Origin of the sequence: Microbacterium sp. CR_7, from assembly GCF_041954755.1 — a bacterium.
GTDB lineage: Bacteria > Actinomycetota > Actinomycetes > Actinomycetales > Microbacteriaceae > Microbacterium.
Genome location: NZ_JAVAYF010000003.1, coordinates 84,182 through 109,841, shown reverse-complemented (window position 1 = coordinate 109,841; position 25,660 = coordinate 84,182). Strand labels below are relative to the sequence as shown.

Annotated in this window: 23 protein-coding genes and 1 pseudogene; 16 read left to right on the top strand and 8 right to left on the bottom strand. The window is 69.4% G+C overall.

Going from position 1 to position 25,660, the window contains the following annotated elements:
• Window positions 1-59: 59 nt before the first annotated feature.
• The gene (locus RAC81_RS06605; protein ID WP_375081610.1) at window positions 60-1,721 is read right to left on the bottom strand and encodes a glycoside hydrolase family 13 protein; all 1,662 of its coding nucleotides are present in this window, start codon (window positions 1,719-1,721) and stop codon (window positions 60-62) included.
• A 36-nt stretch (window positions 1,722-1,757) separates the two neighbouring features.
• Between RAC81_RS06605 and RAC81_RS06600 the strand changes: the two are divergent.
• Window positions 1,758-2,021, top strand: a pseudogene (locus tag RAC81_RS06600) (DUF1761 domain-containing protein); the annotation flags it as partial.
• On the opposite strand, the gene RAC81_RS06595 reads toward RAC81_RS06600, so the two are convergent.
• Window positions 2,018-2,488 carry a VOC family protein gene (locus RAC81_RS06595; protein ID WP_375081609.1) on the bottom strand — a complete coding sequence of 157 codons (471 nt, stop codon included), beginning with the start codon at window positions 2,486-2,488 and terminating at the stop codon, window positions 2,018-2,020. The pseudogene RAC81_RS06600 and the gene RAC81_RS06595 sit on opposite strands and share 4 nt — an antisense overlap.
• Window positions 2,489-2,694: 206 nt before the next feature.
• Between RAC81_RS06595 and RAC81_RS06590 the strand changes: the two genes are divergently transcribed.
• Complete coding sequence (locus tag RAC81_RS06590; RefSeq protein ID WP_375081608.1) at window positions 2,695-3,930, top strand: hypothetical protein; 1,236 nt, start codon at window positions 2,695-2,697, stop codon at window positions 3,928-3,930.
• 169 nt (window positions 3,931-4,099) lie between these two features.
• On the opposite strand, the gene RAC81_RS06585 is transcribed toward RAC81_RS06590, so the two are convergent.
• The gene (locus tag RAC81_RS06585; protein WP_375081607.1) at window positions 4,100-5,734 is read right to left on the bottom strand and encodes a beta-N-acetylhexosaminidase; all 1,635 of its coding nucleotides are present in this window, start codon (window positions 5,732-5,734) and stop codon (window positions 4,100-4,102) included.
• A 263-nt stretch (window positions 5,735-5,997) separates the two neighbouring features.
• Between RAC81_RS06585 and RAC81_RS06580 the strand changes: the two genes are divergently transcribed.
• From RAC81_RS06580 to RAC81_RS06560, 5 genes are all read left to right on the top strand, one after another.
• The gene (locus RAC81_RS06580; protein WP_375081606.1) at window positions 5,998-7,320 is read left to right on the top strand and encodes an extracellular solute-binding protein; all 1,323 of its coding nucleotides are present in this window, start codon (window positions 5,998-6,000) and stop codon (window positions 7,318-7,320) included.
• 102 nt (window positions 7,321-7,422) lie between these two features.
• The gene (locus tag RAC81_RS06575) at window positions 7,423-8,397 is read left to right on the top strand and encodes a carbohydrate ABC transporter permease (protein ID WP_375081605.1); all 975 of its coding nucleotides are present in this window, start codon (window positions 7,423-7,425) and stop codon (window positions 8,395-8,397) included.
• Window positions 8,397-9,251 carry a carbohydrate ABC transporter permease gene (locus RAC81_RS06570; RefSeq protein WP_375081604.1) on the top strand — a complete coding sequence of 285 codons (855 nt, stop codon included), beginning with the start codon at window positions 8,397-8,399 and terminating at the stop codon, window positions 9,249-9,251. Before RAC81_RS06575 ends, RAC81_RS06570 begins: the two co-directional genes overlap by 1 nt.
• Window positions 9,252-9,260: 9 nt before the next feature.
• Complete coding sequence (locus RAC81_RS06565) at window positions 9,261-10,487, top strand: ROK family protein (RefSeq protein WP_375081603.1); 1,227 nt, start codon at window positions 9,261-9,263, stop codon at window positions 10,485-10,487.
• Window positions 10,484-11,590: an ROK family protein gene (locus RAC81_RS06560; protein WP_375081602.1), complete on the top strand. Its 1,107-nt coding sequence runs from the start codon at window positions 10,484-10,486 to the stop codon at window positions 11,588-11,590. The genes RAC81_RS06565 and RAC81_RS06560 overlap by 4 nt, the downstream gene beginning before the upstream one ends.
• Window positions 11,591-11,757: 167 nt before the next feature.
• Here RAC81_RS06560 and purQ read toward each other — a convergent pair whose 3' ends face one another.
• The 3 genes from purQ to RAC81_RS06545 all read right to left on the bottom strand — a co-directional run bounded on the left by purQ (window position 11,758) and on the right by RAC81_RS06545 (window position 13,479).
• On the bottom strand, window positions 11,758-12,465 hold the full coding sequence (gene purQ, locus RAC81_RS06555) for a phosphoribosylformylglycinamidine synthase subunit PurQ (protein ID WP_375081601.1): 708 nt from the start codon (window positions 12,463-12,465) through the stop codon (window positions 11,758-11,760).
• On the bottom strand, window positions 12,462-12,710 hold the full coding sequence (gene purS / locus RAC81_RS06550) for a phosphoribosylformylglycinamidine synthase subunit PurS (protein WP_251584381.1): 249 nt from the start codon (window positions 12,708-12,710) through the stop codon (window positions 12,462-12,464). The genes purQ and purS overlap by 4 nt, the downstream gene beginning before the upstream one ends.
• 235 nt (window positions 12,711-12,945) lie before the next feature.
• Window positions 12,946-13,479, bottom strand: a complete 534-nt coding sequence (locus tag RAC81_RS06545) for an adenine phosphoribosyltransferase (RefSeq protein WP_375081600.1) — start codon at window positions 13,477-13,479, stop codon at window positions 12,946-12,948.
• A 235-nt stretch (window positions 13,480-13,714) separates the two neighbouring features.
• Between RAC81_RS06545 and RAC81_RS06540 the strand changes: the two genes are divergently transcribed.
• The 6 genes from RAC81_RS06540 (at window position 13,715) to RAC81_RS06515 (ending at window position 20,395) form a co-directional block, all read left to right on the top strand.
• Window positions 13,715-15,022 (top strand): ABC transporter substrate-binding protein, encoded by a 1,308-nt coding sequence (locus RAC81_RS06540; protein WP_375081599.1) that lies wholly within the window; start codon window positions 13,715-13,717, stop codon window positions 15,020-15,022.
• Window positions 15,023-15,128: 106 nt separating this feature from the next.
• A complete protein-coding gene (locus RAC81_RS06535) occupies window positions 15,129-16,178 on the top strand; it encodes a carbohydrate ABC transporter permease (RefSeq protein WP_375081598.1) in 1,050 nt (349 codons plus the stop codon).
• Window positions 16,175-17,065 carry a carbohydrate ABC transporter permease gene (locus RAC81_RS06530; protein WP_375081597.1) on the top strand — a complete coding sequence of 297 codons (891 nt, stop codon included), beginning with the start codon at window positions 16,175-16,177 and terminating at the stop codon, window positions 17,063-17,065. The genes RAC81_RS06535 and RAC81_RS06530 overlap by 4 nt, the downstream gene beginning before the upstream one ends.
• A 5-nt stretch (window positions 17,066-17,070) precedes the next feature.
• A complete protein-coding gene (locus tag RAC81_RS06525) occupies window positions 17,071-18,501 on the top strand; it encodes a GH1 family beta-glucosidase (RefSeq protein WP_375081596.1) in 1,431 nt (476 codons plus the stop codon).
• A gap of 56 nt (window positions 18,502-18,557) precedes the next feature.
• Complete coding sequence (locus RAC81_RS06520; protein WP_375081595.1) at window positions 18,558-19,553, top strand: LacI family DNA-binding transcriptional regulator; 996 nt, start codon at window positions 18,558-18,560, stop codon at window positions 19,551-19,553.
• Window positions 19,554-19,732: 179 nt separating this feature from the next.
• Window positions 19,733-20,395: a TetR/AcrR family transcriptional regulator gene (locus tag RAC81_RS06515; RefSeq protein ID WP_375081594.1), complete on the top strand. Its 663-nt coding sequence runs from the start codon at window positions 19,733-19,735 to the stop codon at window positions 20,393-20,395.
• Between the two features lie 78 nt (window positions 20,396-20,473).
• Here RAC81_RS06515 and RAC81_RS06510 read toward each other — a convergent pair whose 3' ends face one another.
• The gene (locus RAC81_RS06510) at window positions 20,474-21,829 is read right to left on the bottom strand and encodes a uracil-xanthine permease family protein (RefSeq protein ID WP_375081593.1); all 1,356 of its coding nucleotides are present in this window, start codon (window positions 21,827-21,829) and stop codon (window positions 20,474-20,476) included.
• Between the two features lie 197 nt (window positions 21,830-22,026).
• Complete coding sequence (locus tag RAC81_RS06505; RefSeq protein WP_375081592.1) at window positions 22,027-22,932, bottom strand: phosphoribosylaminoimidazolesuccinocarboxamide synthase; 906 nt, start codon at window positions 22,930-22,932, stop codon at window positions 22,027-22,029.
• A gap of 101 nt (window positions 22,933-23,033) precedes the next feature.
• Here RAC81_RS06505 and RAC81_RS06500 point away from each other — a divergent pair, with 101 nt between their 5' ends.
• The 3 genes from RAC81_RS06500 to RAC81_RS06490 all read left to right on the top strand — a co-directional run bounded on the left by RAC81_RS06500 (window position 23,034) and on the right by RAC81_RS06490 (window position 25,498).
• Entirely contained in the window at window positions 23,034-23,249 is a 216-nt protein-coding gene (locus RAC81_RS06500) for a DUF2945 domain-containing protein (protein ID WP_375081591.1), read from the top strand.
• A 66-nt stretch (window positions 23,250-23,315) separates the two neighbouring features.
• Entirely contained in the window at window positions 23,316-23,939 is a 624-nt protein-coding gene (locus RAC81_RS06495) for a PadR family transcriptional regulator (RefSeq protein WP_375081590.1), read from the top strand.
• Window positions 23,936-25,498: an MFS transporter gene (locus RAC81_RS06490; RefSeq protein ID WP_375081589.1), complete on the top strand. Its 1,563-nt coding sequence runs from the start codon at window positions 23,936-23,938 to the stop codon at window positions 25,496-25,498. Before RAC81_RS06495 ends, RAC81_RS06490 begins: the two co-directional genes overlap by 4 nt.
• Window positions 25,499-25,660 lie beyond the last annotated feature (162 nt).

Here is a 25,660-nt window from a genome sequence, read left to right as displayed (position 1 = left end):
GAGCTGCTGGTGGGTCTCGACGCGGGTGGTGGGTCTCGACGGAGGAAAGGGATGCCGGGTCAGGCCGTCGTGTACCAGACGGCCGTGTCGACGGGCAGCGCGTCGCCGTCGAACGGCTGACTCGCGACGAGCACCGTGGCGCCGGCGGGCAGGTCGAGCGGCTCCGTGCCCAGGTTCGCGACGACGTGCACCGCACCGCGGCGGAAGGCGACGGCATCCGCGCCCGCGTCCTCCCACACGAGCGAACCCGATCCGAAGCCGTGCTCCTTGCGCACGGCGAGCAGCCGCCGGTAGAGCGCGAGGGTCGAGGTCTCGTCCTTCTCCTCGACGTCGCGGGCGTAGGTCGCCCAGTCCGCCGGCTGCGGGAGCCACGACGCGCCGCTCTCGTTGAAGCCGAACGCCGGGGCGTCGGCCTCCCACGGGATCGGCACGCGGCATCCGTCGCGACCGTAGCGCTCGCCGTTGGTGCGGAACCAGGTCGGGTCCTGGCGGAACGCGTCGGGGATCTCCATCGCCTCGGGCAGCCCGAGCTCCTCGCCCTGATAGAGGTACGCCGAACCGGGGAGCGCGAGCATGACGGTCGTCGCGGCGCGGCCCCGGGCGAGGCCGATCGCGGTGTCGGGCTTGTTCGGCGTGAGCGGGCCGATGCCGTCTCCCTGCGGGTTCTCCTCGGTGAGCGCGAGGCGCGAGGCGTGCCGCACGACGTCGTGGTTCGACAGCACCCAGGTGCTGGGGGCCCCGACCGCGCCGAACTCCTCGAGCGATTCGCGGATGACGTCGCGCAGCGCCTCGGCATCCCACTCGGTCATGAGGTAGGGGAAGTTGAACGTCTGGTGCATCTCGTCGGGGCGCACCCACAGCGCGGTCTGCTTCAGCGTCGGCATCCAGGCCTCGCCGCACAGTGCGCGGTCGCCGTCGTACTCGGCGAGCACGCGGTGCCAGTCGCGGTAGATGTCGTGCACTCCGTCCTGGCCCCAGTACGGCACGTTCGCCTCGCCGCCGCCCATGGAGTCGGCGTCGGCCGGCGGGGTGTAGTCGGGCAGGCCGTCGGCCTTGATCATGCCGTGCGCCACGTCGACGCGGAAGCCGTCGACCCCGCGATCGAGCCAGAAGCGCAGGATCGAGCGGAACTCCTCGCGGACCTCCTCGTTCGTCCAGTCGAAGTCGGGCTGCGTGGGGTCGAAGATGTGCAGGTACCACTGGCCGGGCGTCCCGTCGGCCTCGGTCACGCGCTCCCACATGCCCCCGCCGAACACCGACTCCCAGTTGTTCGGCGGCAGTTCGCCGTTCTCGCCCTTGCCGTCGCGGAAGATGTAGCGGGCGCGCTCCGGGCTGCCGGGCGCTGCCTTGAGGGCCGCCTGGAACCACGCGTGCTGCGCCGAGGAGTGGTTCGGCACGAGGTCGACGATGACGCGGATGCCGCGGCGGTGCGCCTCGTTCAGCATGGTGTCGAAGTCGTCGAGCGTGCCGAACAGGGGATCGACGTCGCGGTAGTCGGCGACGTCGTAGCCGGCGTCGCGCTGCGGGCTCGTCATGAACGGGCTCAGCCAGATCGCGTCGACGCCGAGCTCCTTCAGCGAGTCGAGGCGGCTCGTGATGCCGGGCAGGTCGCCGATGCCGTCGCCCGAGGCGTCGGCGAACGAGCGGGGGTAGATCTGGTAGATGACGGCGCTGCGCCACCACTCGGAACCGGGGGCTGCGATCTGCTCAAGCTGTGCCATGGCACCAGGCTAATGGAAAGGGAGAGCGCGGATCGAATCGTTTCGTTCCTTGCCGGCGCGGGGTGGGTGCTGGCCGGCGCGTCCGCGATCGCGTGGCACTTCTACGGCGGATCGTTCTTCTGGGGCACGATCGTCACGGCCGTGCTGCTGTGGGCGGGATTCACCGCCGCACGGTTCATCACGCACGACGCCTTCGAGGGGCGGCCGACCGCGCTGACCGTCATGAACATCGCGCACGAGCTCGTGACGGTCGTGGTGATGGCGGTGCTGATCGGCTTCTGGCCGCCGGCGCTCGGCTAGTGCCCGGGGGAAGGCTCCTCGGCGTCGGCGCGCGTCTTCGTGAGATCCTGCGCGAGCATCACGATGATGCCGCTCGGGCCGCGCACGTAGGTGAGTCGGTACACGTCCTGGTAGTTCGCGACGCCCCGCAGCGGAAGACATCCGTGGCTCGCGGCGATCGCCAGCGATTCGTCGATGTCATCGACGGAGAACGCGACCCGGTGCATCCCGATCTCGTTCGGCCGGGTCGGCTCGGTCTCGATCGCGTCCGGGTGGATGTACTCGAAGAACTCCAGCTGTCCGTGGCCGTCCGGCGTCTGGAGCACCGCGATCCTGGCGTGGTTTCCGTCGAGTCCGACGGCCGTCGACGCCCACTCGCCGCTCACCTCGTCGCGACCGACGACGGTCAGACCGAGGTCGGTGAAGAAGGCGATGGCCTCATCGAGGTCGCGGACGGCGATGCCGACGTTCTCCAGTGCGATGGGCATGGCACGGATGCTACCCGCGCACCTCCGCGATGACCAGAGCGCCGCTGGACGGATGGATGCAGGAACATAGACCTTCGCCACTACTGCGCCCCCATCCGGAATGCCAAGATTCTGCCGTGACCTGCAGGTCGCCCGCGCTGTCGCATCGCGCGGTTCCGACCGAGGGGGTCATGATGTCCGGTACCGCGCGCCGTCCCGTGAGACGGATGGTCGCTGCGATGGTCGTCGCGACGACCGTGCTCGCCGGTGCCGCGACCGTCATCTCCACCGCCGTCGCCTCGGCCGACGACCCGGCTTCGGGGGCGAACGTGCCCGACCCCAGCCTCTCCGTATCGCTCGCCTACGAGTTCCTCGACGGGCGCGTCGACGAGTTCTGCGATGGAGCCGGGATGTGCCTTCCGCGCAGCTATCAGGGTGGCTTCTTCACCGACCTTCCGACCTGGGACTTCACTCCGTCGTTCGTCTACGACGATGCCCTCGTGATCATCGCCTACACGGCGCGCGGACTGCCCGACGATCTGCGGCGCGCGCAGGCGATCGGCGACACCCTCCTTTTCGTGCAGGAGAACGACCCGATCGGCGACGGCCGGGTGCGCACCTCGTACGAGCCGCACGGCATCCGTCAGGGGCGCATGGAGATCACGGGACCCGGTACCTTCACCGGCAACCAGGCGTGGGTCGGGATGGCGCTCGCGCGTCTATTCCACGCGACCGGCGAGCAGAAGTACCTCGACGGGGCCCTCGACATCGCGCAGTGGATCCAGACGAACACCGCCGACATGGCGCGTGCCCCCTACGGTTACACGGGCGGACAGCTCGAGGACGGCACCTCCCTCGTGTGGAAGTCCACCGAGCACAACAGCGACATCGCGGGATTCTTCGGGCAACTCGCGGCGCTCACGGGCGACCCGGTGTGGGCACAGCGCTCGACGATCGCGGCCGACTTCGTCGCGGCGATGCAGTCCGCGGACGGACACGTCGACACCGGTACCCTGCTCGACGGCAGCACCGTCAACACGCACCCCAAGCCGCTCGATGCGCAGACCTGGAGCTACCTCGGCACGGGCGACGCCCGCTTCGGCGCCGCCCTCGACTGGACCCTCTCGAACCTCATCGCCACCGACGGCCCGTACAGCGGTCCGTCGATCAGCGACGTCGACGTCTCCAAGGTCTGGTTCGAGGGCAGCGGGCACCTGGCGCTGGCGCTGCGACTGCGCGACGGACTCGGCGATGCGGATGCCGCGGAGTCGCTGCTCGACAGCATCCGCCTCGCCCAGCGCGATGCGCCGAACGGCGACGGCAAGGGGATCGTCGCGACCTCGACCGACGGCCTCGACTCCGGATTCGGCGACCTCTACTACGCGAGCCTGCACACCGGTACGACGGCCTGGTATCTGCTCGCCGCCGCGGGCGACAACCCCTTCACGCTCCCCGCCCCCTGACCCGCGCGCGCCGCGCCCGGCCCGGCACGCCCCGCCCAGGCATGCACGCCGAGCCACCCCTCTCGCGCCGAACCACCCCGGTTCGTGTCGCACGCACGGGGGTGGCTCGTCGCGAAGGGGGTGGCTCGACGGTAAGGGGGAGGCGGGCTCGCGCGGGAGTCCTGGTCGCTCAGCCGATGTTGGCGGTGATGCGGGCGAGGTGCGCGGCCGCCTCCTCGACCGACCGCGTCCGTCCGCTGACGCCCGGTCGCTCCTGCCACGGACGCGGGCCGTCAGCATGCCGGTACTCGACGCCCGCGGCATCCAGACGTGCGAGGTGCTCGGCCAGGCGCGGTGCGAATTCCTCGTAGTCGCGGTCGCCGGTGGTCCACAGCGCCTCGGCGACGGCCGAGAGGCGGGGGAACGCGCGGTAGTCGAGGCCGCGCATCGAGTCGATGTGCTCGGTCCAGAGGTTGGCCTGTCCGCCCAGCACGTGCGTCGCCTGCTCGGCGTCGAGCTCGGCGGGGACGGGGTCGAACGAGTAGGCCTTCTCGACGGTCGTGACGGTGCCGGTGGGGATCGGCTCCGACGGCAGGTCGGACTCGCGGTAGTCGAGGTACACCGTGTCCTCGGGGCAGGCCACGACGTCGTTGCCCGACCGGGCAGCGGTCAGTGCGCCCACGCGTCCGCGCCACGACAGGACGGTCGCGCCGTCGGCGAGGCCGCCCTCGAGGATCTCGTCCCACCCGAGCAGCTTGCGGCCGCGGGATGCCAGGTGCTGGCCGATGCGGCTGACGAACCAGCTCTGCAGCTCCTCCTCGTCGTGCAGGCCGAGTTCCCGCATCCGCTCCTGAGTGCGCTCGTCCTCCACCCACTGGATCTTCGGGCACTCGTCGCCGCCGATGCAGATGTACTCGGAGGGGAAGAGGTCGATCACCTCGTCGAGCACGTCGCAGAGGAACCCGATGGTCGACTCCTCGACGTTGAAGATCACCGGGTTGATGCCCCACAGCGTCCACGGGGTGGTCGGCGCGCTGTCGCCGACCCCGAGCTCGGGGTACGCGGCGACCGCGGCCTGCGCGTGCCCCGGAAGCTCGATCTCGGGGACGACGGTGATGCCGCGCGCGCCCGCGTAGGCGACGATCTCGCGGATGTCGTCCTGCGTGTAGAAGCCGCCGTGCGGCCGGCCGTCGGTGTCGGAGCCGTGCGCTGCGCCGAGCTGCGTCTCGGGGCGCCACCCGCCTACTTCGGTGAGGCGCGGGTAGCGGGCGATCTCGACGCGCCAGCCCTGGTCGTCGGTCAGGTGCAGGTGCAGCGTATTGAGGCGGTGCATCGCGAGCAGGTCTATGAACCGCAGCACGTCGCGGGTCGGGGCGAAGTGGCGCACCACGTCGAGCATCGCACCGCGCCAGGGGAACTTCGGCGCGTCGGCGACGCGGGTGGCGGGGGCGGTCCAGCGGATGCCGGGGGCCGGCGACCGGCGGTTGACCGCGGCGGGGAACAGCTGCAACAGCGCCTGCGCAGCCCAGTGCGCGCCGCGATCGGTCGCGGCGGCGATGCGGACGGCCCGGGGCGTCGTCTCGAGCTCGAAGCCCTCGGCCGCGAGCGCCGGGTCGAGGTCGAGCCGGATCGCGAGGGAGGTGTCGGATGCCTCCTCCGAGACCTCGAGCGGCAGCAGGAAGCCGGTCGCCGCGCGCAGCCGCTCCTGGAGCCGCTGCGCCGGCTGGGCGAGGTCGGGGTGGGTCGACAGGGCGCTGTCGCGGGTGAGTTCGAACTCCCCGTCGGTGAATTCCTGATGGGCGGGACGGGGTAGAAGGGTGGGCATTTCTCGGCGACTCCCTGGTGATTTCGCGGTGGCATGAATTAGTTGGTTACATGCCCTAATAGTTAGTAAATAAAGTGACCTAATTCACGCGGCGACTGCAGGGCCCGAAGGCGAAACATCGCCGTCATATTGCGGAAACGTCACGGTTCAACTAATACCAACATAATGATTGACAAAGGATATGCAACAGATGTGTACTAACTTTCACCGCTCGACACATCGACGTATCCGAATGCGGTATCCCACCTACCAAGGAGATTCACGTGGCAATCAAGAAAATGGCGGCAGTCGGTGCATTGGGCATCGCCTCCGTCCTCGCGCTCAGCGCGTGCTCGGGTTCCGCCGGCACCGGCAACGCCGGCGCCCCCGGCGACGGCAAGGTCCCCGAGGTCGACGGCAAGGGCGAGACCCTCACCGTCTGGGTCATGCAGAACGACTACACCGAAGAGACCCTCGCGGCGATCAACGAGGAGTTCACGAAGCAGACCGGAGCCGAGGTCACCATCCAGTCGCAGACCTGGGACGGCATCACCACCAAGCTGACCACGGCCCTCGCCACCGACACCCCGCCCGACGTCGTCGATGTGGGCAACACGCAGATCGCGAGCTACGCGGCGACCGGCGGCTTGCTCGACCTCACCCCGTACAAGGACGACCTCGCGCAGGGCCAGACCTGGCTCGACGGACTCGTCGACCCCGCGACGATCGACGGCGACCTGTACGGCGTACCGGGCTTCGCCGGCGCCCGTGCCGTCATCTACAACAAGGCGATGTGGGCGGCAGCCGGGGTCACCGAGGTGCCCACGACGTTCGACGAGCTCACGGCCGCCCTCGACAAGGTGAAGGCCGCCAACGCCCAGACCTCCGACTTCTCGGCGTTCTACCTCCCCGGCCAGTACTTCTACGCGGGCATGCAGTTCGTGTGGGACGCCGGGGGCGACATCGCGACCGACGACGACGGCGAGTGGAAGTCGGGCTTCTCGTCCGATGAGGCGATCGAGGGCCTGACGGCCTTCAAGGAGTTCCAGAACGAGTACTCGACTGCAGCATCCGCGACCCTCGACACGTTCGAGCCGAACCAGAGCCAGCTCTTCGCCGACGGCAAGACCTCTGCGATCCTCAACACGAACACCGGCGCGATCCTCAAGATCAACCCCGACCTCGAGGCCGACCTCGGCACGTTCCCGCTGCCCGGCATCTCGGGCGAGGCGCAGCCGGTCATGCTCGGCGGTTCCGACTGGGCCGTGCCTGTGAAGTCGAAGAACTCCGACCTGGCGCTGAACTGGGTGAAGATCGCGACGAGCCCCGACATCCAGAAGGACTACGTGTACGGCGTCGACGGGTGGATCCCGAACAGCGTCGAGGGCATCGAGTTCGCTCAGGAGTCGGTCGACGAGGTGCGGTCGAGCTTCTTCACCGCCGCCCTGCGGTCGAAGGCCACGCCGGCCAACGCGAACTGGACGACGATCGAGAGCAACAAGGCCATCAACGGCCTGTTCTCCGCCATCGCCTCCGGGTCGAAGAGCGTCGAGGACGCGGCGAAGGACTTCGACGCCGACGCCGACAAGACGCTCAACATCAAGTGACCCCCGGGATGCCGCGCGCTCGCGCCGAGCGCGCGGCATCCCTCCCCTCGACCTCCCGGCCGCCTCTCCGACGGCCCGTCCGCTCCGACGAAAGGCGAGCCCTTGGCCACCACCGCAGTCGAGTCCCCGCCGGCTCCCGCATCCTCCCCGCACCGCGCCGCTCCCGCGCGACGCTCCGGCGGCACCACCCGGTCGTCCGCGCCGTTCTGGCTGCTGACCCCCGCGGGTCTCATGATCGTGTTCGTGACGCTGCTGCCCATCGGGTTCCTCGTCTTCACGTCGTTCACGAACTACAACCAGCGCACCCTGTTCACGGGCGCCTTCGACGTCGTCGGACTCGACCAGTACGCCGCCGTGCTGGCGGACGAGGGCTTCTGGCTCTCGCTCCTCCGCACGATCGTCTTCACCGCGGCGCTCGTCGTGGGCAGCGTCGCGATCGGCGCCGGCATGTCGCACCTGATGACCCGTCTGCCCACGTCTCTCCGGCACGTCACGACGGTCGTGCTGATCCTCGCCTGGGCGATGCCCAACGTCGCCTCGTCGATCGTGTGGTCGTGGCTGTTCCAGCCGCAGTACGGCGTCATCAACTGGATGCTGACGCAGCTGCGCGTCTTCGGCGACATGACCAGCCGCGACTGGGCGTCCGACCCCGTGCTCGCCTGGATCTGCATCTGGCTGCTGGTCGTCTGGGGCGCGGTGCCGTTCATCGCCCTCACGCTGTACGCCGCCGAGACCCAGGTCGCGGTCGAGCTGAAGGAGGCCGCGCGCCTCGACGGCGCCTCGGAGTGGACGGTCTACCGCGTGGTGGTGCTGCCCTCGATCGCCCCCACGCTCCTGCTGGTGACGATGCTCTCGATCATCTGGGACTTCAACGTCTTCAACCAGATCTGGCTCATCTCTGAGGGCGGACCGAACGGCGCGACCTCGACCCTCGGCGTCTTCACCTACACGACGGCGTTCTCGGGCAACCTGCAGATCGGCACCGGGTCGGCGATCGCGGTCGCCTCGACGATCATCCTCGCGGCGCTCAGCGCCCTGTACATCCGGAACCTCGTGCGCTCGGGAGAGGACCTCTGATGACCACCCGCACCCGCCGCCTGCGTCGGCGCCCCTGGATCAGCAGCACCATCGCGATCGTCTTCTGCGTCGTGTGGGCGTTCCCCGTCTACTGGATGGTGAACACCGCGTTCAAGCCGCGGTCGGAGATGCTCAGCACCACGCCGCACTTCCTCCCCGAGGCGCCCACGCTCGACAACTTCTTCACGGCGATCGGCAAGGGGCAGTTCCTCGTCTACCTGCAGAACTCCGTGATCGTGGTCGCCGGAGCGGTGATCTTCGCGATCGTGCTCGGCATCTTCGCGGCGGCCGCGCTGTCGCGATTCCGCTTCCGCGGGCGCCGCCCGATCCTCGTGCTCATCCTCATCGTGCAGATGCTCCCCGGCACCGCGCTGCTCATCCCGCAGTTCCTCATCTTCAACTCGATGGGGCTCCTCGGCACCTACTGGGGACTGATCTTCGCGTACGTCGCAAGCGTGCTGCCGTTCTCCATCTGGGTCATGCGCGGCTTCTTCCTCGCGATCCCGATCGAGATCGACGAGGCGGCACGCATCGACGGCGCCTCGACCTGGCAGGTGCTCACCCGCGTGCTGTTCCCTCTGGTCATGCCGGGCATCGTGTCGAGCAGCGTGTTCGCGTTCATCGCCGCGTGGAACGACTACATCGTCGCGTTCACGTTCATGAAGGACCAGGCGAGCTACACGCTGCCGGTGTGGTTGAACTCCTTCACCGTCTCGGTGGGCGGCGACATGGGCACCGACTACGGCGGGCAGATGGCCGCGGCCACGCTCTTCTCGCTCCCCGTCGTGGTGTTCTTCATGATCATCCAGCGCAACCTCGTCACCGGCATGTCGGCCGGCGCCGTCAAGGGCTGAGCGCGGGGGATGGATGCCGATCACGAGGCCGATCCGTCCGTCGCGCCGCACGCCGATCCGTCCGCCGTTCCGGCTGCTCGGGAGCCGGGCTGGACGGATCGGCGCGTCGGGAGACAATGGGCTGTGGCCGATCTCCGCATCACGACCAAGGCGCTCCCCGAGCACAACCGCCTGCGCAATCGGGCCATGCTGCTGCAGAGCCTCTTCCACGACGGGCCCCGCAGCCGCGCCGACATCGCGCGTGGATCGGGGCTGAACAAGGTCACCGTGTCGGCGATCGTCGCCGACCTCATCGAGCACGGCATCCTCACCGAGCTCGGGCACTCGACCGACGTGCGCGTCGGCAAGCCGGCCACCCTCGTGGCGATCGACGACGACTCGCGCTCGATCATCAGCCTCGATCTGTCCGACACCCTGTCGTTCCGCGGTGCCGTGATGAACCTGCGGGGTCGAGTCGTGCACCAGAAGCGCGTCGACATCGTGACCGAGCGGGGAGCCGACGCGGTCGCGCAGGCCATCGCGCTCGCCGAGGAGCTCCTCGCCCTCGCTCCCGCCCCGGTGCTCGGCATCGGCGTCGGAAGCCCCGGCGTCGTCGACCGGGAGGGCGTCGTGCGCTTCGCCCCGCACCTCGGACTCTTCGACACGGATCTGCGCGGAGCGCTCGGCGACCGGTTCGACCTGCCGGTGCACGTCGTCAACGACGCGAACGGCATGGCGCTGGCCGTGCACACGTTCCGCGAGAACGACGGCCGCAGCATCCTCATCGTCACGATCCAGCGCGGAGCCGGTGCCGGGCTCATCGTGGGCGAGAACCTCATCGACGGCATGGACTTCACAGCCGGCGAGATCGGGCACGTCGTGGTCGACCCACGCCGCCAGACCGAGTGCCTCTGCGGACGCGCCGGCTGCCTCGACGCGATCGTCGCGGTGCCGGCCCTGCGGCGCCGGCTCGACGCGGGAGAGGAGCGGGCGGACGTGATCGACGACGCGGCGGATGCCCTCGCCGCCGCCGTCGCGCCCATCATCTCGCTGCTCGGTGCGACGCACGTCGTGATCGTCGGGCCGGAGGACGTGTACGACGAGGACTTCGCGCAGCGCACGCGCGTGCACCTGGCCGAGCGCACGCTGCCCTCCACGACGAGCTCGATCGGCGTCGACATCGCGTCGGACGGCGCGCTGCTCGCGCTGCAGGGACCGCTGGTCGCGGTGCTGTCGGCCGAACTGGGCATCTCGTGAGGGCCGGAGGGGAGAAGGCCCTGCCGGAGCACACCCGGCGGGCCAATCGCTCCCTCATCCTGCGCACGCTGTTCCGCAGCGACCCGATGAGTCGCGCCGACCTCGCGCGGGCGACCGAACTCACCAGGGTGAGCGTGTCGCGCATCGTCGACGATCTCGCCGCGGAGGGCATCGTGCGCGAGAGCGGTCCGAGTCCCGAGGGCCGCGTCGGCAAGCCGAGCACGCTCATCGCGCTGAACCCCGACGCGTACCACGTCGTCACCCTCGACCTCTCGGCCTACGCCGAGCTGACGGGCGCGATCATGAACCTCGTCGGCGACGTGGTGCACACCATGGTCGTGCCGACCGACGGTGCACGCGGCGACGAGCTGCTCGCGAAGGTGTGCGCGCTGGCATCCGCTCTCGTGAAGCGGTCGACCGTGCGCGTGCTGGGCGTCGGCATCGGATCACCAGGCGTCGTGAACGCCGACGGCGTCGTGCGAGAAGCCGTCGCGTTCGACTGGCACGACCTCGATGTCGGCGCGGCCGTGTCGGCCGTCGTGCCCGTGCCCGTGCACGTGGCGAACGATGCGAACGCCGCCGCGCTCGCCGCCCGCACCTACGGGCAGCCGGTCGTCGACAACCTCGCCCTCGTGCGCATCGGCCAGGGCATCGGAAGCGGCGTGATCGTCGCGGGAGCGCTCGTGACCGGCGAGCGATTCACCGCGGGAGAGATCGGGCACGTGCTCGTCGAGGAGGGCGGCGAGGTGTGCCGCTGCGGTCGGCGCGGATGCCTCGAGGTCGTCGCGGCGACCCCGTTCCTGCGGCGCCGACTGGCGGATGCCGCCGGCGACACCGACGCGGTGCTCGCCGCCGCCGGTCGGGCGCTCGGACGGGTGCTCACGCCGGTCGTGGCCGCTCTCGGTCTCGAGCAGGTCGTGCTGTCGGGGCCGCCGGACGTGGTCGGCGACGTGTTCCTCGAGGCGGCGAAGGCGGCTATCGAGCACGAGGCGCTGGCGATCGTCACCGACGACTTCGAGATCCGCGTGGCCGTGCGCGGCGACGACATCGTGCTGCTCGGTGGCACCGCCCTCGTGGTCGCCGAGGAGCTCGGCATCCGCTGACGCGCGCTCCCCGCTCCACCCCTACCCCCACCTGCACCTGTACGCCGAGCCACCCCTCTTGCGCCGAGCCACCCCCGCGCGTGCCGTACGCACGGGGGTGGCTCGCGTGAAAAGGGGTGGCTCGGCCGGGACTCGACGCAGTTCGTGAGTCGAGCGCGCGGGAGAGGTCAGGCGGCGACGCGGGCGACCGCGGCCACCGCGCTCGTGAAGAAGTCGAGGCCGTCGACGCCGCTGCGCATCGCGGCGGTCGTGTCGGGGCCGAAGCCCGGCTCGGTGGCGTGCTCGGGGTGCGGCATGAGACCGACGACGTTGCCCGCCTCGTTCGTCAGACCCGCGATGTCGCGCAGCGACCCGTTGGGGTTGACGCCCGCGTAGCGGAACGCCACGAGACCCTCGCCCTCGATGCGGTCGAGCGTCTCGTCGTCGGCGATGTAGCCGCCGTCGGCGTTCTTCAGCGGGATGACGATCTCCTGGCCGGTGCGGAACCGGTTGGTCCACGCGGTGTCGGAGTTCTCGACGACGAGCCTCTGGTCGCGGCGCACGAAGTGCTGGTGGTCGTTGCGGATCAGGCCGCCGGGCAGCAGATGAGCCTCGACGAGCATCTGGAATCCGTTGCAGATGCCGAGCACGGGCATGCCCTTCGCCGCGGCATCCTTCACTTCGGCCATGATCGGCGAGAGCGCGGCGATCGCGCCCGCGCGCAGGTAGTCGCCGTAGCTGAATCCGCCCGGCAGCACGAGAGCGTCGACGCCCTCGAGGTCGTGCGATCCGTGCCACAGGGCGACGGGCTCGGCTCCGGCGATGCGCACGGCGCGCTGCGCGTCGCGGTCGTCGAGCGAACCCGGGAACGTGATGACCCCGATGCGCGTGGTCACTCCGCCACCTCGACGCCCACGACGTCCTCGATCACGGAGTTCGACAGCACCTCGTCGGCGATGCGACGGGCCTCGGCGAGCACCTCTTCGGTGACCTCGCCCTCGACCGTGAGCTCGAAGCGCTTGCCGATGCGGACGTCGGTGAAGCCCTCGACGCCGAGGCGCGCGAACGCTCCGGAGACGGCCTTCCCCTGCGGGTCGAGCAGTTCGGGCTTGGGCATGACGTCGACGACGATGGTGGGCATGACGGCTCCAGGAGTCGCGGGCGGACGGGCGACTTCAGTCTACCGTCCCGGGCGCGTCGCCCTCGCGCGGCGCCTACCCGGGTCTCACTCGTCCGCGCGTCGATGTCGCGCTCGTCCGCGCCCCTCCAGAGCTACGAGGCCCCCGATCGGTTACGTGAATCAGCAGGGGCGTCGTAGCTCAGCGGGGGCGTCGTGGCAGAAGGGGCGTCGGCGAGGAAGGGCGGGGAGGTGCGCGTCAGGCGGAGTGGAAGACCGTGTGCAGGTCGCCGATGGCCTCGCGTCCGCCGAGGCCGTCGATCTCGAACAGCACCGAGATCCCGGCGACGTGGCTGCCGAGGCGCTCGACGAGCTGGCGTCCGGCGGCGAGGGTGCCACCGGTGGCGAGCACGTCGTCGATGAGCAGCACGCGTGACCCCGCGGGGAGATCGTCGTGCATCTCGATCGTCGCCGTGCCGTACTCGAGGGCGTAGTCGACGGATGCCGCGGGTCGAGGCAGCTTGCCGGCCTTGCGGATCGGGATGAGACCGACACCCGCCGCGATCGCCGCGGCGCCGGCGAGGATGAATCCGCGCGCCTCGATGCCCGCGACCACGTCGAACTGCCCGGCGAACGGCTCGATGATGGCTTCGGTCGTGACACGCAGCGCCTCGGCATCCGCCAGCAGCGGCGTGATGTCGCGGAAGATGATGCCCGGTTCCGGGTAGTCCGGGATGCTGCGGATCAGCGAGGCGGCGCGGACGAGGGCGGGGGAGAGTTCGGTGTCGGGCACCGGACAAGGGTACGCCGACTCGCCGGGGTCACGAATCGCGGACGGATGCACGTTCTGCGGTCTGTAACCCCGGAATGGGCCGCAGAAGGTGCCCATGGCCGCAGAACGTGACGGCCGAACCCGCGCTTGACATCCGTGGGAGCGCTCCCATAGAGTCGGGCTCACCACCGTGGGAGCGCTCCCACGGCATCCCGAATCTCGCACCACCGCACGACCCACCACAAAGGAGTGACCTGTGAACACACGTGCCCGCACCCGGATCCTGACCGCGACAGCCGCGGCATCCGTCTCCGCCCTCGCCCTCGCCGGCTGCGCGGCGACCGGCTCCGGCGACGCTGAAGGAGGTGACGGCGACATCACGCTCACCGTCACCACGTTCGGCACCTTCGGCTACGACGACCTGTACGACGAGTACGAGAAGGCGCACCCGAACATCACGATCGAGGCGACCAACATCGACACCGGCGGCAACGCCCGCACCGACGCGTTCACGAAGATCGCCGCGGGCTCTGGCCTCAGCGACATCGTCGCGATCGAGGAGGGGTGGCTCGGCGCCGTCATGGACGTCTCCGACACCTTCGTCGACCTCCGCGACTACGGCATCGAGGACCGCAAGGACGACTGGGTCGACTGGAAGTACGGACAGGCGACGGATGCCGAGGGCCGCGTCATCGGCTACGGCACCGACATCGGTCCGAGCGGCATCTGCTACAACGGCGCCGCGTTCGAGGCCGCCGGCCTGCCGAGTGACCGCGAGTCGGTCGCCCAGCTGCTCGACGGCGACTGGGAGAACTACTTCCAGGTCGGAGCCGACTACACCGCCAAGACCGGCAAGGCCTGGTACGACCACTCCGGCTTCGTCTGGAACGCGATGGTAAACCAGCTCGAGGAGGGGTACTACACCGCCGACGGCGAGCTGAACGTCGAGGACAACGCCGAGCTCAAGGAGCGCTTCGAGCTGCTCGGCGCAGCGACCGAGGGAGGCCAATCCGCCGCCCAGACCGCGTGGGACTGGAACGGCGGAAAGTCGTTCGTCGACGGAACCTTCGCCACGTTCGTCTGCCCCGGCTGGATGCTGGGCGTCGTGCAGGGGCAGGTCGAGGCCGGCGGCGGCGACGCCACGACCGGCTGGGACTTCGCCGACGTGTTCCCCGGCGGCGCGGCGAACTGGGGCGGCGCGTTCCTGTCGATCCCCGAGACCTCGCAGCACAAGGAGGCGGCCGCCGAACTCGCCGACTGGCTGACGCAGCCCGAGCAGCAGGTCAAGCAGTCGGCGGCGGCCGGCAACTTCCCGTCGACCGTCGAGGCCCAGGAGACGCTCGCGGCGGATGCCACGCCCAACGCGTTCTTCAACGACGCCCCGACCGGCGCGATCCTCGCCGAGCGCGCGAAGGGCGTGGTCGCTCAGTTCAAGGGCGCCGACGACTCGGTCATCCAGGAGAACGTGTTCGGCCCGGCGCTCAGCGCGCTCGACCGCGGCGAGACCGACACCCAGGGCGCCTGGGAGCAGGCCATCGGCCTGCTGGACGAGCTGGTCGGCTGACCCATCCGCCGAGGCTCCGGTCGCAGTTCGTGTCGTCGCTTTGCGCGATGAGCGACACGAACTGCGACCGGAGTGTCACGGACGTCGGGATTCCCGGAGGAGAATCATGACTCTCACACACGAACGCCCCGAGACGGCGTCCGCGCACGCGACCGCCCGATTGAAGACGGATGCCGCGCCGCCGCGCTCCTGGCGGCACCGCCTCTCGCGATTCGACCAGAACGCCTCGCCATACTTCTACATCTCGCCGTTCTTCCTGCTGTTCGGGCTCGTGGGACTGTTTCCGCTGCTGTACACGGTGTGGGTCGCCGTGCACGAGTGGGACCTGCTGAAGGGGCAGGGCGAGTTCGTCGGAGTGGGGAACTTCGCCGAGATCCTCGCCGACGGGATGTTCTGGAACTCGATCGGCAACACCCTGAGCATCTTCGTGCTCTCGGCGATCCCGCAGCTCGCGATCGCTCTGCTCATCGCCTACCTGCTCGACCGCGGCCTGCGGGCGCCGACCTTCTGGCGCATGAGCGTGCTGATCCCGTTCGTGGTGACGCCGGTCGCGGTGGCGATCATCTTCTCGAGCATCTTCAACGAGGCCGACGGCCTCGCCAACAACCTCCTCAACCTCATCGGCATCGCCGACCAGCAGTGGAAGCACGACACCTTCCTGTCGCACATCGCCATCGCGGTGATGGTGAACTTCCGCTGGACCGGTTACAACGCGCTGATCCTCCTCGCGGCGATGCAGGCCGTGCCGCGCGACCTGTACGAGTCGGCGGCGCTGGACGGCGCGGGCGCGGCGCGGCGGTTCTTCTCGATCACGATCCCGACCATCCGGCCGACTCTGATCTTCGTGATCATCACGGCCACGATCGGAGGCCTGCAGATCTTCGCCGAGCCGCGACTGTTCGACGTCTCCACGGCCGGCGGCATCGGCGGCAGCGATCGGCAGTTCCAGACGACCGTGCTGTTCCTGTGGGAGATGGCGTTCTTCCGCCGCGACCTCGGCGAGGCGTCGGCCGTCGCGATCCTGCTCTTCCTGCTCATCGTCGGGATCGGCGTCATCAACTTCCTCATCTCGCGACGCATCTCGACGGGAGACGGCCCTCGCAGCCGCTCCACGCGGCGCCGCACCCGCACCGCCAGCAAGGAGAGCGCGCGATGACCGCCACCATGGCACTCAGCGTCCCCGAGAAGATCCGTCGGCGCCGAGGCGCATCGAGCGGGACCGCGGGCATCGGCAGCCGGCCCGGCTTCCTCACCTACGGGCTGCTCGCGGCCTTCATCATCGGCAGCGTCTACCCGCTGTGGTGGTCGATCGTCGTCGCCAGCGGCACCAATGCGACGCGCGGCGAGACGCTTCCGCTGGTCCCCGGCGGCAACTTCTTCGCCAACGCGGCGAAGGTGCTCGACGCCATTCCGTTCTGGCTCGCGCTCGGCAACTCGTTCCTCATCTCGGCCATCATCACGGTCTCGGTCGTCACGTTCTCGACGCTCGCCGGGTACGCGTTCGCCAAGCTGCGCTTCCGCGGACGCGACGGCCTGCTCGTGTTCGTGATCGCGACCATGGCGATCCCGACCCAGCTCGGCATCATCCCGCTGTTCATGCTCATGCGCGAGCTGGGCTGGACCGGGTCGATCGGCGCGGTCATCGTGCCGACCCTCGTCACCGCGTTCGGCGTCTTCTTCATGCGGCAGTACCTCGTCGACGTGATCCCCGACGAGCTGATCGAGGCTGCCCGCGTCGACGGAGCCAACCAGTTCCGCACCTTCCTCACCGTGGGCGTGCCGGCCGCGCGGCCGGCCATGGCCATCCTGGGACTCTTCACGTTCATGACCGCGTGGACCGACTACCTCTGGCCGCTCATCGTGCTCTCGCCGCAGAATCCGACCCTGCAGACGGCGCTCAGCCAGCTGCAGTCGGGCTACTACATCGACTACTCGATCGTGCTCGCCGGCGCCGTGCTCGCGACGCTGCCGCTGCTCGCGCTCTTCGTGGCCGCCGGACGTCAGCTCGTGAGTGGCATCATGGCGGGCGCGGTGAAAGGATGACGTCCATGACCCGTGCCTTCCCCGATGACTTCCTGTTCGGAGCCGCCACGGCGGCCTATCAGATCGAGGGGGCGGCGTTCGAGGACGGCCGCACGGCATCGATCTGGGATGCGTTCAGCAGGGAGCCCGGCGCGGTGGTGCGGGGCGAGAACGGCGACGTGGCGTGCGATCACTACCATCGCTATCCGCAGGACGTCGCGCTCATGAAGGATCTGGGCCTGCAGACGTATCGCTTCTCGACCTCATGGTCGCGGGTGCGACCCGACGGTGGCGCCGTGAACGCGAAGGGCGTGGACTTCTACAGCCGACTCGTCGACGAACTCCTCGGCGCCGGCATCCTGCCCTGGCTGACGCTGTACCACTGGGACATGCCGCAGGCGCTGCAGGAGTCGGGTGGCTGGACGAACCGCGACACCGTCGGGCGGTTCCTCGAGTACGCGGGAACCATGCACGATGCGCTCGGTGACCGCGTGAACGTGTGGACGACGCTCAACGAGCCCTGGTGCTCGTCGTTCCTGTCGTACACGGGAGGCGAGCACGCGCCCGGTCACACGAGCGTCGCCGAGGGGCTGCTCGCCTCACACCACCTGCTGCTCGCCCACGGCGAGACGGTGCGCGAACTGCGCGGGCGCGACGCGAGCCTCAACCTCGGCATCACGCTCAACCACACGGTCGCCGATCCGGCCGACCCCGCGAACCCGGCCGACGTCGACGCCGCACGGCGGATCGACGGGCAGTTCAACCGCTGGTTCCTCGACCCGATCTACCGCGCGCAGTATCCGGCGGACATCGTCGAGGACATCCGAGCGGTCGACGCCGAGGCGGTGGCGCGGTTCGAGGATGCCGTGCACGACGGCGACCTCGAGACCATCGCGCAGCGCATCGACACGCAGGGCGTCAACTACTACCACGGCGACCTCGTGGCGGGCGAGGCACAGGTCGAGCCGCCGCAGGTGAGCGGCCCGGCGACCGACCGCCCCGGCCGCAGCCCGTACCCGTCGAGCGCCGGCATCCATCCGGTGGAGCGCGGGCTGCCGCGCACGGCGCAGGACTGGGAGGTGCAGCCCGAGGGCCTCACCCGGCTGCTGCAGCGGGTGTGGACGGAGTACGCCGAGCCCGCAGGTACCGTGCTCTACGTCACCGAGAACGGTGCCGCGTACGACGACGTCGCCGTGATCGAAGACGGCGAGACTCGCGTGCACGACGAGGACCGCGCCGAGTTCGTGCGCCTGCACCTCGATGCCGTGCTCGACGCGGCGGAGGCGGGGGTCGACGTGCGCGGCTTCTTCTACTGGTCGCTGTTCGACAACTTCGAGTGGGCCTGGGGCTACGACAAGCGCTTCGGCATCGTGCGCGTCGACTACGACACGCAGGAGCGCAGCGTGAAGGACTCCGGCCGGGAGTACGCTCGGATCATCGCCGCGCGGGCGCTCTGACGCCGGGTCGGCGGATCTGGGAAGACTCGACCGTCGGCCGGGTGGAGGGGAGAGTCGTGGCGACTCGCGCGACCATCGAAGAGGTGGCCTCGGCGGCCGGGGTGTCCCGGTCGACGGTGTCACGCGTGGTGAACGGCTCGACCGCGGTGAGCCCCGAGGCGTTGGACGCGGTGCAGCGCGCGATCGCCGAGCTCAACTACGTGCCCAACAGGGCGGCACGATCGCTCGCTTCGCGGCAGACGCACGCGATCGCGCTGATCGTGCCCGAGGACACGACGACGTTCTTCGGGGATCCGTTCTTCGCGGCGATCGTCGCCGGCATCACGGGCGCCCTGCGCGGTTCGGACTACCTCCTCAACCTGCTCATCGCGACCGATGACCCCGGCGACAAGATGGCGAGCTTCGTGCGCAACGGCGGCGTCGACGGTGCGCTGATCGTCTCGCATCACACGATCGACGCGTTCATCGAGCGTGTGGCCGACGCCGTGCCCGTCGTGTGGGGCGGTCGGCCGATGCATCGCCGCGAGGGCGACTACGTCGTCGACGTCGACAACGTGGCCGGCGCGCGGACGGCCACGCAGCATCTGCTCAGCACGGGCCGCCGCCGCATCGCCACGATCACCGGCCCGCTCACGATGGCGTCGTCGGGCGACCGGCTGCAGGGCTTCCGCGACGCGCTGGCGGACGCGGGGCTGGTGCCGTTCGCCGAGGAGGCCGGTGACTACAGCGAGGCGAGCGGGGCGGATGCCGCGCGCCGCATCCTCGCGACCGGTACCCCCGATGCGATCTTCGTGGCGAGCGACCTCATGGCGAGGGGGGCGCTGACGGCGCTCCGCGCCACCGGCATCCGCGTTCCCGACGACGTGGCCCTCGTGGGATACGACGACTCCTCGGTCGCGCTGTCGACCGATCCGCCGCTCACGACCGTGCGGCAGCCGATGTACGCGCAGGGTGAGGCGATGGCGGGCGTGCTGCTCTCGAATCTCGCCGGTGAAGCGCCCGAGACCACGACGATCCTGCCGACCGAGCTGGTCGTGCGCGGCTCTGCCTGACCAGAGCGAGAGATACACGGGTGCGGACCCGACGCCCCTCCGTGGGGGCCCGCACCCGTGTGGCGTGCGCCGCCGATCTGTCATATGACCGAACGCGAAATCTTGAATGTTTGTTCAAAGGTTATTGTAGAGGTTTGGCATTGATTTCGATGTCGTCCGATCCTGGGGAAGTGGACACGATGGCCCGTTCCGACGAGCAGAACAGGCAAGCCCGTGAGCGGGCTCGCGAGAAGATCCTCCTCGCCGCGATAGAACTCTTCGGTGAGAAGGGTGTCGCGGGAGCCAGCATCGCCGACATCACCCGCCGCGCGGGTGTCGCTCAGGGACTCGCGAATTATCACTTCGGTGGCAAGGACCAGCTGATATCCGCCGTCATCGACCGGTGGTTCGAGATGCTGTTCGGCATCCCGCAGGTGCCCGGCACCCCCGACGAGCGTCTCGCGGGCATCATCGACGGCGTCTTCATGGCGACCGGCTTCGCGATGCCCGTGCAGCGTGCCGTGCTCTCGATGCAGCAGCAGCCGGTCACGCACCGGCTCTTCGCCGAGTCGGAGGAGCGCTTCGGCCAGCAGGCCACCGAGTCGGAGAACATCGTGCGCGAGCTCTTCCGCGAGCGGGGCGCCGCCGACCCGGCGCTCGAAGAGGTCATGCTGCGCAGCACCCTCGAGGGCGCGATCATCAAGTACGCGGTGTACGGCGAATCGTTCCCGCTCGAAGACGCCCGCCGCTGGATGCACCGCCTCTACGGACTCCCGGAGCCGACGGCGCCCCTGCCTCTCGACCTTCCTCCGCGCGACGAGGACCTGCGCATCCGCGCGATCCGCGCCGTCCGCAGCTGCTGAGAAGAGGACGACGGCCCGAGTTCCGGATGCCGCTGCGCGCAGCATCCCGAAATCGAACCGTCGTCCGGATCCGTGCGGTCAGGCGGGGTCGCCTCCGAGCGGACCGACCGCCTCCAGGGGCTTCGGGTCGTCGGCGCCGGTCTTGCGCGCCCGGGCGATGAGGTTGCCCAGGTGGTAGATGAGCAGGGCTGCGACCGTGCCGAGCACGATGCCGCCGAACGCGAAGTCGCCGAGGTTCATCGAGAAGCCGGCGATGCCGATCACGAGCGACACCGCGGCTGTGTACTGGTTCACCGGGCGTGAGAAGTCGACCCTGCTGTCGACCCAGATCTTGATGCCGATGATGCCGATCAGGCCGTACAGCGCGGTGGTCGCGCCGCCGAGCACGCCCGCCGGGATCGAGTTGAACACCTCGCCGACCTTCGGCGAGAACGCCAGCAGGATCGCGAACAGTCCGGCCACCCAGTACACGGCTGTCGAGTAGACGCGGGTCGCGGCCATGACGCCGATGTTCTCGCCGTAGGTCGTGGTGCCCGAGCCGCCGAAGCCACCCGCGATCGTCGTGGCCACGCCGTCGGCGATGAGCGCACGTCCGGTGTGCTTGTTGATCGACGCATCCTCGGTCATGGTCGCCACGCCGCGCACGTGGCCGACGTTCTCCGCGATGAGCACGAGCACGACGGGCAGGAACATCGCGATGGTCGACCAGGTGCCCGGCTCGACGAAGTCGGGGAGCTGGAACTTCGGCATCCCGATCCAGGGGGCGTCGGAGATGAGCTCGGCGGGCGTCTTGCCGTCGCGGAGTGCGTTCGGCACGTCGAACGAGCCGTTGAACGCCGCCCAGATGAAGCCGACCGCGACGCCGAGGAAGATCGAGATGCGGCCGAGGAAGCCGCGGAACAGCACCGCGAACAGGATGATCGCGACGAGCGTGATGGTCGCGGTGACAGGGTCGAGCTGGAAGTTGTTCCACGCCGTCGGAGCGAGGTTGAAGCCGATCAGGGCGACGATCGCTCCGGCGACGACCGGAGGCATCAGCGCGTCAACCCAGCGCAGGCCGGCGAACTGCACGACGAGACCCACGAGCGCGAGCAGGATGCCGACGGCCACCACGCCCGCGAGGGCCGACCCCGTGCCGCCGGTGGCGACCGCGGCGGTGATCGGCGCGATGAACGCGAACGACGAGCCGAGGTAGCTGGGCAGCTGGTTCTTCGTGATCAGCAGGAAGATCAGGGTGCCGAGACCGCTGAACAGCAGTGTCGTCGAGACGGGGAATCCGGTCAGCGTCGGCACGAGGAACGTGGCGCCGAACATCGCGACGACATGCTGCGCGCCGATCGCGATGGTGGCGGGCCAGTTCAGGCGCTCGGCGGGAGTGACGACGGCGCCGGGCTCGACCGTGCGGCCGTTGCCGTGGATCTTCCACAGGGGCATGCGGGCTCCTCAGGTATCGGGGGAGGGAGGGAGTGCTGGAGCAACACTACCGATTCCTGAGTGTTCCCTGGGTGCGGTGGCCGTGCGACGCTCGCGCGTGATGAAGGAGATCTCTCGTATCGAAGGACCGAAACGGGGCGGTGGTCCTTCGTTGCGCGAGATCTCCTTCGCAGCGCGTGAGCGAAGACGGGCGCGCGTCAGGCGCCCAGGCGCTCGATCAGCTCGCGGTAGCGGTCGGCGGTGCGCTCCACGACATCCTCCGGCAGCACCGGCGGCTCGCCCTGCTTGTCCCAGTTGGCGGCGAGCCAGTCGCGCACGATCTGCTTGTCGAAGCTGGCCATGCGCTCGCTCGGCGTCGCGCCGGTGCGCCAGGACTCGGCATCCCAGTACCGCGACGAGTCGCTCGTGAGCACCTCGTCGGCCAGGCGCAGCACGCCGTCGACGTCGGTGCCGAACTCGAACTTCGTGTCGGCGAGGATGAGGCCGTGCTCCTCCGCGATCGCCGCAGCGCGGGCGTAGATCGCGAGCGACGCGTCGCGCAGTTCGGCGGCGCGCTCGGGGCCGACGAGCTCCTCGACCTTCTCGAACGTGATGTTCTCGTCGTGCTCGCCCATCGGCGCCTTGTACGCCGGGGTGAACAGCGGCTCGGGCAGGCGGTCGCCGTTCTGCAGGCCCTCGGGCAGCGGGATGCCGCATACGGTTCCGCTCTCGGTGTACTCCGCCCATCCGGAGCCGGTGATGTAACCGCGCACGACGCACTCGATCGGCAGCATCTCGAGCGACTGGGCGAGCATGGCGCGGTCGGCGACCGAGGGGGGCACGTCGCCCTCGGCGAGGTGGTTGGGCACCTCGAGGCGATCGAACCACCAGCGGCTCAGCCGCGTCAGCAGGGCGCCCTTCTGCGGGATGCCTGGCGACAGCACGAAGTCGAACGCGCTGACGCGGTCGGACGCCACGACGAGGATGCGCCTGTCTCCCGGGTCGGCGGAGGCGTACAGGTCGCGGACCTTGCCCGAGTAGAGGTGACGCCAGCCCGGGATCGTCCGCGCTGTGCTGTCGGAAGCGGTGCCGGCGGAAGCAGTGCTGTCGGAAGGTGTGCTCACCCGCCCATTATCGCGGGTCGTCGAGCGGCCGTCGGCCGCGTGTCAAGGGCTGGTGTCGGCATCCGCTCTCCGCGACGCTCGAAGGGACGAGCGGAGGAATCATGTCGAAGGACCTGTCAACGGGCGACCGGGTGAGCTGGAACACCTCGCAGGGCCGCACCCGCGGGACTGTGCAGCAGAAGAAGACCGCCGACTTCGAGTTCGCGGGCCAGAAGTTCACGGCATCCGCCGACGAGCCGGCGTACATCGTGAAGTCGGAGAAGAGCGGCGACGAGGCGGCGCACAAGGGATCGGCGCTGCGCAAGCTCAAGAGCTGAGTCGGGTTGTGGCCGGTGCTCCTCGAGGCGTATAGTCCACGTGGACTAGTCGAGATGGAGGATGCGGTGAAGAGCCCGGTCGACACACTCACGCCCATGGGGGTCATGGTGCTCGCGCTGCTGCGCGAGAGCGACATGCACCCCTATGAGATGGTGCGTCTGCTGCGCGCTCGCCACGACGACCGCCTCATCGCCATCACCAACGGGACGCTGTACCACACCGTCTCCCGGCTGCAGAAGAACGGGCTGATCGACGAGATCGGCATCGACCGCGACGGCAATCGCCCCGAGCGCACCACCTACACGCTGACGGATGCCGGGCGCGACACCGTCATCGCGTGGGTGCGCCGCGAGCTGCCGCGCGTCGATCGGGAGACCGACTTCCGCATCGCGCTCGCCGAATCCCACAACCTCGAAAGAGACGACGTGCGCGCGCTGCTGCAGGAGCGTCGCGCCGCGCTCGTCGAGACCCACGACATGCACCGCCACGGCCTCGACAAGGCCAGGGCGAAGGGCGTTCCCGCCCAGGTGCTCGTCGAGATCGAGAGGGAAGAGGTCCTGCTCGGCGCCGAGCTGCGCTGGCTCGACTCGCTCCTCGCCCGCCTCGACGGCGACGACCTCCCCTGGGGGCCGACCGCCTTCACCGACACAGATCGCTACCTCGCTCAGCGAAAGGCTGCACAGCAATGACCGAATCCCGTCAGGCGACCGGACCCGACACCGGGACCTTCGCCGCCGGACAGCGCCCCACGAGCCCCTGGCCCGCCCTGTGGGCGCTCGTCATCGGCTTCTTCATGATCCTCGTCGACACGACGATCGTCTCGGTCGCGAACCCGGCGATCAAGGCCGCGCTCGACCCGAACACCAACAACCTCGACAACGTCGTGTGGGTCACGAGCGCCTACCTGCTCACCTACGCGGTGCCGCTGCTCATCACCGGACGCCTCGGCGACCGCTTCGGCCCGAAGAACATCTACCTCATCGGACTCGCGATCTTCACGCTCGCGTCGCTCTGGTGCGGTCTGTCGACCTCGCTCGAGGGGCTGATCGTGGCGCGCGCCGCGCAGGGACTCGGCGCGGCGTTCATGACGCCGCAGACGATGGCGGTCATCACGCGCACGTTCCCGCCGAACCGTCGGGGCGCCGCCATGGGGCTGTGGGGCGCGACCGCCGGTGTCGCGACGCTCGTCGGTCCGCTGCTCGGCGGCGTCCTCGTCGACGGCCTCGGCTGGGAGTGGATCTTCTTCGTCAACCTCCCCGTCGGCGTCATCGCGTTCATCGCCGCGTGGATCCTCGTGCCGAAGCTGCAGACGCACCCGCACCGCTTCGACATCCTCGGCGTCGTGCTCAGCGCGGCCGCCATCTTCCTCGTCGTCTTCGGACTGCAGGAGGGCGAGAAGTACGACTGGGGCGTCATCTGGGGCCCGATCTCGGTGTGGGGTCTCATCATCGCCGGCATCGTCGTGATGGGACTGTTCATCCTGCAGCAGTGGAAGACGAAGAGCGAGGCGCTCGTGCCGCTCGAGCTTTTCCGCGACCGCAACTTCTCGGGCGCCAACATCGCGATCGCGACCGTCGGCTTCGCGGTGACGAGCATGTCGCTGCCGCTGATGTTCTTCCTGCAGATCGCGCGCGGACTCGCGCCGACCCAGGCGGCGCTGCTGATGATCCCGATGGCCGTGTTCTCGGGCGTGCTCGCTCCACTGGCCGGAAAGATCCTCGACCGCACCGACCCGCGGTTTATCCTCATCCCCGGGCTCGTCATCTTCGCGTCGGCGCTCGCCTGGTACTCCTCGCTCGTGCGCATGGACACCGAGATCTGGATGTTCCTGTTCCCGTCGGCCCTGCTCGGCATCGGCAGCGCGGGCATGTGGGGACCGCTCGCGACCACCGCCACACGTCGGCTTCCGATGCGTCAGGCGGGCGCCGGCGCGGGCATCTACAACACGACCCGCACGATCGGCTCGGTCATCGGATCCGCCGCCATCGCGACGTTCATGCAGGCTCGGCTCGAGGCGAACCTGCCGGGCATGGGCGACTCCGCCGGATCGATCAGCTCGGGCGGCACCCTGCCGCCGCAGGTCGCCGACGGGTTCGCCGCCGCCATGTCGCAGGCGATCCTGCTGCCGGCGAGCGTCATCGTGATCGGGCTGATCGCCGCGTTCTTCCTGCGCGGGGCGCCCAAGGCGACGGATGCCGGTGCGCCCGCCGCATCCGCTCCCGCCGCCGACCCCGCGCCCTCCGCCTGAGCACGAGGGGCTACTTCGCGAACTCCGGTCGCAGTTGGTGCCGCGCAGATCCGTCTGACGCGGCATCAACTGCGACCGGAGCGATCGAAAGTTTGGACCCTGCGGCGCGAACTGCGACCGGAACGACGCGGCGCGCGGTTTGGAAGGCGGGACGCCGTGTGA